9 protein-coding genes are annotated in these 11877 nt (G+C 69.0%); 7 read left to right on the top strand and 2 right to left on the bottom strand.

All coding sequences use genetic code 11. From position 1 onward, the window contains the following. Positions 1 to 69 precede the first annotated feature (69 nt). Both menC and IZR01_RS43310 read right to left on the bottom strand, forming a co-directional pair. A complete protein-coding gene (gene menC, locus IZR01_RS43315) occupies positions 70 to 1179 on the bottom strand; it encodes an o-succinylbenzoate synthase (protein WP_194927217.1) in 1110 nt (369 codons plus the stop codon). Between the two features lie 45 nt (positions 1180 to 1224). Beyond that, the gene (locus IZR01_RS43310) at positions 1225 to 4341 is read right to left on the bottom strand and encodes an alpha-N-acetylglucosaminidase TIM-barrel domain-containing protein (RefSeq protein WP_194927216.1); all 3117 of its coding nucleotides are present in this window, start codon (positions 4339 to 4341) and stop codon (positions 1225 to 1227) included. Positions 4342 to 4604: 263 nt separating this feature from the next. Between IZR01_RS43310 and IZR01_RS43305 the strand changes: the two genes are divergently transcribed. The 7 genes from IZR01_RS43305 to IZR01_RS43275 all read left to right on the top strand — a co-directional run. Continuing rightward, on the top strand, positions 4605 to 6023 hold the full coding sequence (locus tag IZR01_RS43305; protein WP_194898423.1) for a glycoside hydrolase family 76 protein: 1419 nt from the start codon (positions 4605 to 4607) through the stop codon (positions 6021 to 6023). A 246-nt stretch (positions 6024 to 6269) separates the two neighbouring features. Next, a complete protein-coding gene (locus IZR01_RS43300; RefSeq protein ID WP_228555804.1) occupies positions 6270 to 6800 on the top strand; it encodes a GNAT family N-acetyltransferase in 531 nt (176 codons plus the stop codon). Positions 6801 to 7043: 243 nt separating this feature from the next. After that, positions 7044 to 7580, top strand: coding sequence for an EF-hand domain-containing protein (locus IZR01_RS43295; protein ID WP_194898419.1), 537 nt, complete (start codon positions 7044 to 7046; stop codon positions 7578 to 7580). Between the two features lie 24 nt (positions 7581 to 7604). After that, positions 7605 to 8357 carry a (5-formylfuran-3-yl)methyl phosphate synthase gene (locus tag IZR01_RS43290; protein WP_194898420.1) on the top strand — a complete coding sequence of 251 codons (753 nt, stop codon included), beginning with the start codon at positions 7605 to 7607 and terminating at the stop codon, positions 8355 to 8357. Positions 8358 to 8366: 9 nt separating this feature from the next. Further along, positions 8367 to 9767, top strand: a complete 1401-nt coding sequence (locus IZR01_RS43285; RefSeq protein WP_194898421.1) for an aldehyde dehydrogenase family protein — start codon at positions 8367 to 8369, stop codon at positions 9765 to 9767. Between the two features lie 85 nt (positions 9768 to 9852). Then, positions 9853 to 10965 carry an NAD(P)-dependent alcohol dehydrogenase gene (locus IZR01_RS43280; protein WP_194898425.1) on the top strand — a complete coding sequence of 371 codons (1113 nt, stop codon included), beginning with the start codon at positions 9853 to 9855 and terminating at the stop codon, positions 10963 to 10965. Continuing rightward, on the top strand, positions 10962 to 11877 hold a 916-nt coding region (locus IZR01_RS43275; protein WP_194898422.1), incomplete at its 3' end, for a class I SAM-dependent methyltransferase. The genes IZR01_RS43280 and IZR01_RS43275, both read left to right, overlap by 4 nt.

Below are 11877 nucleotides of genomic sequence, written 5' to 3'. Positions count from 1 at the left end.
GCCCAAAGCCAAGTCACAAGACCGGCGGCCCCGGCCAGCCAGTCCCAGCCGACGGCACACTCCCGGCAATCAGCTGAACCCAGCGACCGTGACCACATCCGTCGTGTACCCCTCAACGATCTCCAGCATCGGCTCCAGCCCCAGACCCGGCCCGCTGGGGACCGCGATCCGGCCCTCGCTCATGGCGATAGGCGCCGTGATGTCGGTGGCGAAGTAGCGCTCGGAGGGCACGATGTCGGCGGGGAGCGTGAAGCCCGGCAGCGCTGCGAGCGCCAAGTTGGCCGCCTGCCCCAGCCCGGTCTCCAGCATCCCGCCGCACCAGACCGGCACGCTGTGTGCGGCGCAGACGTCGTGGATCCGGCGTGCCTCCAGGTAGCCGCCGACTCGGCCGGCCTTGATGTTGACGATCGCGCAGGCCCCCAGGCCGATGGCGTCGGCGGCGCTGCTTGCGGAGGTGATGGACTCGTCCAGGCAGATCGGGGTGCGCAGCATGCGGGCCAGGGCGGCGTGGTCGCGCAGGTCCGTGGAGCCCAGCGGCTGCTCCAACATCACCAGGTCGAAGGCGTCCAGGGCGGCCAGGTGGCGGGCGTCGGCGAGGGTGTAGGCGGCGTTGGCGTCGGCTTGGAGGGCGATGTCTGGGAAGCGCTCGCGGATCGCCCGGACGGGTTCGAGGTCCCAGCCCGGCTCGATTTTGAGCTTGACCCGGCGGTAGCCCTGGTCCACGTAGCCTGAGACCTCTGTGATGAGCAGGCCGATCGTGTCAGCGATGCCCACCGACACCCCGCAGTCCACGACCGTGCGGACCGCGCCGAGGTGGTCGGCGTAGGAGGTCCTCCGCGCCCGGAGCCACGCGTCCATGACCGCCATCTCGACCGTCGCCTTGGCCATGGGGTGGCCGGGGAACGCCGCCATCGCGGCAGCCGCCCGAGCCGGCGTGAGGTCGTCGAGCGCGGCCACCGCCGGCAGGAGGAAGCGCCGGATGATCTCCGCGGCGCCGTCGAGGTACTCCTCCGAGTAGCCGGGTTCGGGCATGGCAACGCACTCGCCCCAGCCCGGCCCCTCAGAGGTGTCGGCACGCAGCAGCAGGATGTCACGGTTCAGCTCAAGGCCCAGCGAGGTCCGGAAGGGCGTACTCAGCGGGATATCGATCCGGCGCAGTTCGACGCGCTCGAGCTTCATGCCCCTATTCTGTCGCGACCCAGCGCCCCGAAACGCGCCATCACCTCATCGCACAGAACCGGTGCTGGTGCCGGTACTCGTACTGGTACCAGTGCCGGTACCGCCCGACTGTGCCGACTCATACAACGCCGCCACCTGACCCGGCGTGAGGCTGTTGGCGAAAACACTCATCTGATCGATGAGCCCGGTGTAAGCATCGAGTCCGGCATTGCTCTGGTTGCTGCCGATGTCGGTGCGGCTGAGGGCAAAGCTAGCCGGAATCGTTCCGACAGCCGTGCCATCGGCGTAGACCGTGATCTGGCTGCCGTCATCGACGTAGGTGAGGTAGGTCCAGGTGTTGAGCGGCGCCGCGTAGTCGACCGAGTAGTCCTCTACATAGAACGACGTCGCCCCCACCAACCCGGACGTGCCGTTCTGCTGGATCTTCAGCGAGCTGTTGCCTTCCACCCGCGGACCGTCGAGCAGGTTCGCGCTACCGGATCTCGCGCTCGGGTTCACCCAGGCGCCGACCGCCCAGGGCGTCTGGAGATTCGGCGCGGAGGTGACGATCGGGGAGGCCGTGCCGTCGAACTTCGCCGCGTCGCCGACCTTGCCGGGCACCAGTGTCGTCGTGCCGGTGACGGACCCGTTGAAGTGGCCGCTGCCGGTGTCCTGGACGACGCCGTTCGCCTGGCTGTCGAACGTCCAGTCGTCCACCAGGCTTGGCGCGGTCCCCACGGAGAACGACACCGTCGTGGCGTTGGAGGACTGTCCCGCGCTGTTGGATTGGACTGCGGAGAGCGTGTGCGGGCCGGTGGACAGTGGCGCCGACGGAGTGCAGAGCCAACTACCGTCGGCGGCCACGACGGCCGAACATATCAACGCACTGCTTTCCGTCACCTCGACCTTCGCGCCGGCCACCCCGGTGCCGGTGACCGTGGGAAGCGATGCCGCGAGCGCGGAGCCGTTGACCGGGCTGGTGAACTTCGGCGGGGTGATCGGGGCTATCGACAACAGCGTGGTGAGCTGCTTGGCGACGGCGACCGTGCTGCCGCTCGGCCTGGTGGGGAACGGCGTCGAGGCCGAGGCGAACTGGTCACCGCGGGCCAGCCAGTCGATCGGCGCCGGAGTCGTATTGTCGGCGAGCGCGGTACTCAGTGTGTTGAAGTACAGCTGCCAGTTCGGCACGTAGTAGCTGTTGACCATCCCCGAGTAGACGTGCGCTGCGTAGTTCTGAAGATCCCCGTTGCCGGCGGAAGACCCGGAGTCACTGAACCAGGTCGTCCACAGGTGCAGCAGGTTGGAACGGAGCGCGGCGGACTCGGTCGGGTCGTCACCTGCGACCAGCGCGTCCTTGACGTAGGTACCGAGCATGAATGCCGGGACCGTGCCGAGTACGTGGTCGTCGAGGTCCATCGCCTGAAGCCAAGTCAGAGTCAGGGCATTGAACTTCGCCAGATCCTTCGCCTGGTAAGCGTTGCCGATCTGCGGCAGCTCGGCGTTGGCCCAGTCGGTGACGACCTGGTTGGCGACGTCGGCGAGGTCGTAGTCGAAGGCGGCGGGCTGGGTCGCCGATCGCGCCGCGGGGGTGAGCAGCGGCAGGGCCGTGGCGAAGGTCTGGACGTCGAAGTTCGCCGCCGTGCTGTCGGTCAGGGACGGCGTCCGGCCCAGCGGGGATTCCTGACCGCAGCATTTCACCGGCCTGACGTACGCCTTGGCGATCGCCGACCACGCGGCGGCCGCTTGGTTCGTGCCGTATCGGCCCAGCGCGTATTGGGACAGCCAGGTGTCGAGATCGAACTCGGTGGCGTGCCACGGCATCTCGGCGAACAGCTCGAACGCCGCCGGATCGTTGACGCCCTCGGGCTGGAACGCGATGCCGGTCATGTGGCCGCCGCCCTTGGCCAGCTCGGCGAAGTAGCGGTCCAGCCACACCTGTCCGTTCCCGCCCATCGCGGTCTGCCCGCCGCCGAACGGGATGGTGCCGAACAGCCAGTTGGTGTTCGGCCAGTCGGCGTCCCGGTTCGGCATGGAGGAACCGGTGTCGGTTGTGCCGTCGGCGATGAGCAGATCGGAGAGCTGCGCGGGAGTCAGACCGTTCAACTCACGGGAGCCCGGGTTGGCTTCCCAGCCGAGCTGCATCCAAGTCGCCCCGGGCTCGCCGGCCTGGAGAGCGGTCATGATGGCGCTCGCCGCGGCGCCCGGGTCGATGTTCCCGGCGTTTCCGCCCTCTTGCAGAGGGTTCATGCGGTACATGGTGCTGTCGCCGAACAACGTGTCAGCCTGCTTGTAGTAGTCGGCGGCGACCTTCGGGAACAGCGGGTCGGTCGGAGCCAGCCAGGAGGGCCGCTGCGCGCCGCCCCACGTGCCCTGGGGCACGACGTAGGGCGGATTCCCGTTGTCGGCAGTGGAGTTCTTCGCGGCGAAGTCGGTGGGGACGGTGCCGAAGTAGCCCGGTATCACCGGAGCGATGCCCAGCTGTTTGCACCGCTCAACGATCTTCCTGGCCAGGGCGGCGTCGGCGTCCAACAGCGACTGGGGAATCGGCGCGGTGTCGTTGGAAACGTTCTGCATCACCCACCACGGCTGGGTTCCGGAAAGCGGGATCCACGCGCGCGCCTGATCCGCCGTATAGCCGTAGTCCTCAAGGACCTTCTCATACACCGCGTCAGTACCCGGCAGCACATAGACCTGGTTGATGCCGTGCAGCGCGTACATGTCCAGCATGTTCTGCCACTCGGACCAGCTCATGTACGGATTCGTATAGCCGTCCTGGGTATCGTTGCCTTCATACCGATTCGCCACGTTGGACGACTGGGTGATGGCCTCTGGCGGCGCGGGCAGGATGTCGGGAACCTTCGGGTGGAAATCCCCCAAGCCCTCATCGGCGTGAACGACGTACTTGAGGTACCAGCCGGCGCCTTCTGAAGCGGCGGACAGACTCGACGCACGGATGTCGATTCGCCCCGGGACGCCGTGGATCGAGAACGTCTCCGGTCCGCCGGCCCCGGTGACCTGGAAGCAGACCTGCTTGGCCGCCGGCCCGATCACCCGCGACAAAAGCGCCGACTCTGCTTCCGCGCCGCCCGCCGACCGGCCGCATCCCGGCCGGTCCGGCGCCGCACTCGCGGCGGCCGTCGGCACACCCACCACCGCGGTCAGCACACAGGCGGCCGCGATCATCAGGGAACGTAGACGGCTTCTCGGATGGATCGCCATTGACAGTCCTCTCTCGAACGGCGCGGCGCCAGTGTGGCCGATCGGCGCCTACCGGAGTTAGTAACGTAACGTTCGTTACCGTCCAGCCACCGTGCGGCTCTGTCAAGAGGCTGGTTTCGCGATGCAGCCCAGCGGCTTGTCACGCGCCCGGCGGTGACGCGTGCCGTCATCTGCGTATTGACGCTTCCCTGACACCTTGCTACGCCTTCACAGTGAAGCGTTCTCTGATGCTCATCCTCAGCGTTCTGATGACACTCGTCCCGCTGGCGATCGCGGCCCCCGCACGCGCCGCCACCATCTGCGACAAGTACTGCGACGCACGGGACCCCGCGCTTTCCACGGTGGACCGGCAGCCAGTCAGCACCAGCATCTACTCGCGCAGCATCGTGCTCCATTCCGACGACAACGACGACATGATGTGGGCCAGCATCGACAACGGGAACCCCGGCGACGAGGTCTGGATGGACCGGTCCTTCGACGGCGGGCAGACCTGGTCCTCCGGCAGCAAGATCGGCGACACCACCGTCCCCAGCGGCGACCGGGGCTGGCGGACCCTGATGTACAACAACGACGACTGGAACAACCTCGGTGTCGGCGCGATGCGCGCCTGCGGCAAGGCCGGCGACCGCGCCGAGATCGCCTGCACCCCCTGGGCCCGCACCACCTGGAACGCCGCGGACCGGCGCCGGGCCGCGGCCACCGCGGAGATGATGTTCTACAACACCTCCACCGGCCTGTTCAACACCACCGGCTGGTGGAACTCGGCGAACGCGCTCACCGCGGTCATCGACAACATCCGGGCCACCGGCATGAACAGCTACGAGTACGCGGTGTCCACCACCTACAACGACAACATCAACGCGCAAGGCGGCAACTTCACCAACGCCTACATCGACGACACCGGCTGGTGGGGCCTGGCATGGGTGGACGCCTACGACCTGACCGGTGACTCGCGCTACCTCGCCACCGCCGAGACCGACGCCAATTACATGGCCCAGTATTGGGACTCCACGTGCGGTGGCGGTGTCTGGTGGAGCACCGCGAAGACGTACAAGAACGCCATCCCCAACGAGCTCTACCTGCGGCTCACCGCCGCGCTGCACAATCGCGTCGCCGGCGACACCGTCTACCTCCAGCGGGCCCAGGCGGAGTGGAACTGGTTCCAGGCCAGCGGCATGATCAACGGCTCCCACCTCATCAACGACGGCCTGACCTCCGGCTGCGCCAACAACGGCCAGCCCACGTACACCTACAACCAGGGCGTGATCCTGGGCGGCCTCACCGAGCTGTACAAGGCGACCGGCGACAGCTCGCTGCTCACCAGCGCCACCGCCCTGGCCGACGCCTCCACCACCAGCACCGCCCTCAATCCGAACGGTGTGCTCACCGATCCGGGCGAGCCGGGCACCAACGGCGGCGGAGACGGCCCATCGTTCAAGGGCGCCTATGTCCGGGGCCTGTCCTACCTGAACACCACGCTCTCCAACCACCCATACAGCGCCTATCTCACCAGCCAGGTGAACAGCGCCTACCAGAACGACCGGGACGCGCTCGACCAGTACGGCTACCACTGGGCCGGCCCGCTCGACAGCATCGACGCCGCCCGCCAGCAGAGCGCGCTGGACCTGCTGAACGCCGCGGGCTGACAGTTGCGGGCTCACAGTGCGGGCTGACGGTTACGGGCTCACAGTGCCGGCTGACAGTTGCGGGATTCTGCCCATGGGACGCGCGAATCAGACTCCGGTACGGCCGACGACGCCGTGCCGGAGGGATTCGGCGGAGCCCGACCCTCGCGAGTCGCGCCAGTCGCAGAAGCAGCTGAAGGATCGCAGAGCACTGCGGGTTCCGAAAACAGCTGGTGAGCCGTGGCTCACGGCTGCCATCATGCCGAGGTGGATGTGGATGTGGATGTGGATGTGGATGTGGATGTCGATCTTCTCCCCCTGGGCGCCGGGGACAAGCCCGTCATCGCCAATCTGATGCAGTTGTACCTGCACGACTCCTCCGAGTTCGAGCCGAGAGAACTGTCCGCGCACGGCATGTTCGACTACGCGTGGCTCGACAGCTACTTCACCGCACCAGACCGGGAAGCCCACCTGATCACCGTGGCCGGACGACCGGCCGGTTTCGCGCTCGCACGATGCGACGTGGACGGGGACGACGGCGCGTGGAACGTCAGCGAGTTCTTCGTCGTCCGACGACACCGGGGCCGCGGCGTCGCGGCCCAGGCCGCCGGACTCCTGTTCCAGCGCCACCCGGGACCGTGGACACTCTCCTACCTGCTCGCCAACGCGGCAGCATCCCGTTTCTGGCCGAACCTGGTCAGCGTGCAGGCCAGTGGACCGGTCTCCCGCATCGAGCAACAACCACCCGATGTGGCGGCGCCGAAGATCCGGTTGCGCTTCCAGGCCGGCCACCACTAGCACCACCGCACGCCGCCCTCGGCGAGCACCAGCGGGCGTGCGCGGTCTGGCACAAGGCCTTGGCGCGGTACCGGGAGCACGGGCACGCGTGATCGGGCGCGCGCCCGATCACGCGTGCCGTGGCGCGCCAGTGGCGAGGTCAACTGTTCGAGTGAATACCGGCCTTCGCAGTATACGAATTCACTCCCCGGAGCCGACAATCGGACAAGTAGGTCATCAAACGTCCAGGAGGCCGGAACCGCCATGAATCATCACCCGAAGGCCGCCAGCCGGGTCGAGCACGTCTTCGACCTCTTCGACACCGACGGCAACGGCTTCATCGAGGCCACCGACATCGAGCTCATGACGAACCGGGTGGTCGCCGCCGCGACCGGCTCCGACCAGGGGGCGAAGGACGCGATCCGGGCCGCCTTCGACCGCTACTGGACCACGATGGCCACCGAGCTCGACGACGGCGACGGGCGGATCACCGCCGAGGAGTTCCGGCCCTTCGTGCTCAACCCGGAGCGCTTCGGGCCGGCCGTCGACCAGTTCGCCGCGGCGCTGTCCGCGCTCGGCGACCCGGACGGCGACGGGCTCATCGAGCGCCCCGTCTTCGAGGCGCTGATGAAGGCGATCGGCTTCGGGCACGAGAACCTGCACGCGCTGTTCGACTCCTTCGAGCCCAACGCCCAGGACCAGATCCAGGTGCAGGTGTGGCGGGCGGCGATCGTGGAGTTCTACGAGCCGGAGAACGGCGACACCCGCGGCAACCACCTGATACCCGCGCAAGCACGCTGAGCGCAGGGGCGAAAGGAGAGCTCGGTGCTGCTGCTCATCTCCCCGGCCGACGTCGAGGAAGCCCGCGAGTGCGCGAAGGCGGCGCGGTTCCTGGACATCGTCGACGTCAAGAAGCCGGACGAGGGCTCGCTCGGTGCGAACTTCCCGTGGGTGATCAGGGAGATCCGCGACGTCGTCCCGTCGGACAAGCCGGTGTCCGCGACCGTGGGGGACGTCCCCTACAAGCCCGGCACGGTCGCCCAGGCGGCGCTCGGCGCGGTCGTCTCGGGCGCCACGTATATCAAGGTCGGCCTCTACGGATGCACGACGCCCGAGCAGGCCATCACCGTCATGCGGGGGGTCGTGCGGGCGGTGAAGGACTACCGGCCCGAAGCGCTGGTCGTCGCCTCGGGGTATGCCGACGCCCACCGGATCGGCTGCGTCAACCCGCTCGCGCTGCCCGATATCGCCTTCCGCTCCGGCTGCGACGCGGCCATGCTCGACACCGCGATCAAGGACGGGACCCGGCTGTTCGACCATGTGCCGCCCGAGCTCTGCGCGGAGTTCGTCCGGCGGGCCCACGACTCCGGCCAACTCGCGGCGCTCGCGGGCAGCGTCGGGGTGGACGACCTCGGCACGCTCACCGGCATCGGCACGGACATCGTCGGTGTGCGCGGGGCGGTCTGCGAGCGTGGCGACCGCAACACCGGACGGATCCAACCGCACCTGGTGGCCGCCTTTCGGGCGGAGATGGACCGGCATGCCCGAGAGCAGACGACCGTCGCCGCCGGGAACTGAGCCGTCGGCATGACGACTCAGTCCCGTCGCCCGCACGAGGGGCGCGGCGACAGCTTCGCGGTCCTCGATCCGGCGACCGGCGAGCCCTTCGACGACGCACCAGATCAGCAGCCTGAGGAACTGGACGCGATCGTCGAGCGGGCCCACATGGCCTGGCGCGGGTGGCGGGCCGACCCCGATGTCCGGGCCGCCGCGCTGCTCGCGGCGGCCGACGCGGTCGAGGCGGCCGGACCCGACCTCGCTGCGCTGCTCACCCGCGAGCAGGGCAAGCCGCTGCCCGAGTCCTCCGCGGAGGTCGCCCGCACAGCGGCCCGCCTGCGCTACTTCGCCGCTCTGCGCCCGGAAACCCAGCCGATCGCGGACGGCCGGCCGGTGCGCAGCGAGATCCGCTGGCGACCGCTCGGGCCCGTCGCCGCGATCGTCCCGTGGAACTTCCCGCTCCAACTCGCCTCCGCGAAGTTCGCCCCCGCTCTCGCCGCGGGCAACACGGTGGTGCTCAAGCCCTCCCCGTTCACGCCCCTGGCCACCAGGATGCTGGGATCCGTGCTCGCCACGGCCCTGCCCGAGGACGTGCTCACGATCGTCACCGGCCGCGAACCCCTCGGTGAGCGCCTCGCGTCCCACCCGGGGATCCGCCACGTCACCTTCACCGGCTCGATTCCCACCGGCCGCGCCGTGGCGCGGGGCGCGGCGGCCTCGCTCGCCCGGGTCACCCTGGAGCTGGGCGGCAACGACGCCGCGATCCTGCTCGACGACGTGGATGTGGAGCGGATCGCGGACCGGCTGTTCTGGGCGGCGTTCCGCAACTGCGGGCAGATCTGCATGGCGGTCAAGCGCGTCTACGCCCCGGCCCGGCTCTACGCCGAGGTCGTCGATGCCCTCGCGCAGCGTGCGAAGAGCACCGTCGTGGGACCGGGCCTGGAGGCGGGATCACAACTGGGCCCGATCAACAACGCCCCGCAATTCGCCCGCGTCGAGCACTACGCGGCCCGGGCCCTGGCCGACGGCGCCCGCGCCGCGGCCGGCGGACACCGGCTCGACCGGCCGGGCTACTTCTTCGCCCCGACGATCCTGGCCGACGTCTCGGCCAAGAGCCCGGTGGTGGCTGAGGAACAATTCGGCCCGGTGCTGCCGGTGCTCGCGTATCGCAGTGTCGAGGAGGCGGTCGAGGCCGCCAACGACACCGGCTTCGGGCTGGGCGGCTCGGTGTGGGGAACGGATCTGGACCGGGCCGAAGCGGTGGCCGAGCGGCTGGAGTGCGGGACGGTCTGGATCAACCATCACGGCGAGCTCTCCCTCGCCCAGCCGTTCGCGGGCATCAAGGAGAGCGGCGTCGGGGTCGCGGGTGGGCCGTGGGGCTTCTACGGGAACCTCCGGCCGTTCGTCGTGCACCGGCCGCAGGAGGCGTGAGGTGGGTGTTCAGGCGGGCGTTCAGGCGGGCGTTCAGGTGGGCGTTCAGGTGGGCGTTCAGGTGGGCGTTCACGTGGGCGTTCACGTGGGTCTTCAGTTCGGCGCGGCAGTACTGCGTTCCTACGAGAGCCGCTTCACCCTCGAAGAGGTGACCTTGAACGCGGGGCCGGCCGCCGACGAGGTCCTGGTCCGGATCGCAGGCTGCGGGATGTGCCGGACCGACCTCGCCGTTCGCCGCTCCGCGGGCCGCTCGCCGCTGCCGGCCGTCCTGGGCCACGAGGGCGCCGGGGTCGTGGTGGAGACGGGCGGCCCGGACACGCGGCTGAGCATCGGCGACCATGTCGTGCTGAGCTTCGACTCCTGCGGGCATTGCCGCGCCTGTGTCAGCGGCTCCCCCGCCTACTGCGGCTCCTTCGCCGAGCTCAACCTCTTCGGGGGACGTAAGGAGAACGCCGCGCGGTTCACCGACGTGGCGGGAATCCCCCTGGCGCCCCGATGGTTCGGCCAGTCCTCATTCGCCGAATACGCGATGGTCCCGGCCCGCAACGCCGTCCGGGTCGATCCCGCGCTGCCCATCGAATTGCTCGGCCCGCTCGGCTGCGGCTTCCTCACCGGCGCCGGGGCGGTCCTCAACACCTTCCGCGCCGGCCCCGGCGACGCCATCGCCGTCCTCGGGGCGGGAGCCGTGGGCCTGTCCGCGGTGATGGCGGCGGCCGCTGCCGGGGCTGTGACCGTCGCCGTCGACCAGCATCCTGAACGGCTGGCGATGGCCGAGCGCTTCGGCGCCATCCCGCTCTACGCGACAGCCGACCTCCCCGACCGTATCAAGCAACTGACGGATGGCGGGGTGCAGTACGCGCTGGACACCACAGCCTCACCCCAGCTGATCAACGACGCACTCAGGGCCCTGCGACCGACCGGCCACCTCGGCCTGGTGGCCCGGCTGCCCACGACGCTGCCGCTGGATCCCGGAACCCTCGACCGGGGCCGCAAGCTCTCCCACATCTGCGAGGGCGACGCGGTGCCCAGCCTGCTGATCCCGCGCCTGACAGGGCTCTGGCAAGCCGGCCGCTTCCCCTTCGACCAACTGATCCGCACCTACCCGCTCGACGAGATCAACGAGGCCGAGCACGACTGCCAGACGGGCCGCGTCGTCAAGCCCGTCCTGATACCGCGAACCGAGAAGGAGTACCCATGACGGTCGACGTGCCGCAGCGGAACAGCGGCGCGGGAGGCGTGGACGACGGCATCGGCGTCACCGCCCTCCTGGTCGCCGCGGCCCGCGCGATCGAGACCCACCGCCACGACAGCCTCGCCCAGGACCGCTACGCCGAGCACTTCGTCCGCGCCGCCCCGGCATCCGCGGGCTGGCCCATCCGCATCCAGCAGGTCCCAGACGGCGACGCCAACCCCCTGTGGGGCCGCTTCGCCCGCTACTTCGGCCTGCGAACCAGGGTCCTGGACGACTTCCTCCACCAAGCGGCACACGCGGGCACCCGCCAAGTCGTCCTCCTCGGAGCCGGCCTCGACTCCCGGGCATACCGCCTCGACTGGCCCCCCGACTGCGTGATCTTCGAGATCGACAGAGAAGGCGTCCTGGCCTTCAAGCACAAGGTACTCAACCAACTAGCGGCCACCCCGACCGCGACACGCATCCCGATCCCGATCGACCTACGCGCCGACTGGGTCACAGCCCTGACCACCGCCGGCTTCGACCCGACAGCACCAAGCGCCTGGCTGGCCGAGGGACTGCTCTTCTACCTACCCAGCGCCGCCGAGACACAGCTCATCAACGCGATAGACCGACTGGCCGCGCCGGGCAGCGCGCTGGCCTTCGAGGTGAAGCTCGACAAGGACTTGATGGAGTACCGGGACAGCCCGCTATACACCGCGACAAGAGAGCAGATCGGCATCGACCTGCTGCACCTGTTCGCGAAGGAGCCACGGCCCGACTCCGCAGGCAACTTGGCGCAAAGGGGCTGGTCCACGACCGTCCACACCCCCTTCGATTTCACCCACCGGCTCGGGCGCGGCCCGTTGCCTGAGTCGAACGATGCTTTGGCTGGTAATCGGTGGGTTTTTGCGGACAAGGTGGGTGGGGGTCGGGGGT

The sequence above is a fragment of the Catenulispora pinisilvae genome (assembly GCF_015356865.1).
Taxonomy (GTDB): domain Bacteria; phylum Actinomycetota; class Actinomycetes; order Streptomycetales; family Catenulisporaceae; genus Catenulispora; species Catenulispora pinisilvae.
This window is presented reverse-complemented; position numbering and strand designations above follow the sequence as displayed.

What these genes read in the sequence shown, in the direction of transcription:
- IZR01_RS43295 (WP_194898419.1), top strand. Translation starts at nt 7,044, where the DNA reads ATGAATCATCACCCGAAGGCCGCCAGCCGGGTCGAGCACGTCTTCGAC.
- IZR01_RS43305 (WP_194898423.1), top strand. Translation starts at nt 4,605, where the DNA reads ATGCTCATCCTCAGCGTTCTGATGACACTCGTCCCGCTGGCGATCGCG.
- IZR01_RS43310 (WP_194927216.1), bottom strand. Translation starts at nt 4,341, where the DNA reads ATGATCGCGGCCGCCTGTGTGCTGACCGCGGTGGTGGGTGTGCCGACG.
- IZR01_RS43285 (WP_194898421.1), top strand. Translation starts at nt 8,367, where the DNA reads ATGACGACTCAGTCCCGTCGCCCGCACGAGGGGCGCGGCGACAGCTTC.
- menC (WP_194927217.1), bottom strand. Translation starts at nt 1,179, where the DNA reads ATGAAGCTCGAGCGCGTCGAACTGCGCCGGATCGATATCCCGCTGAGT.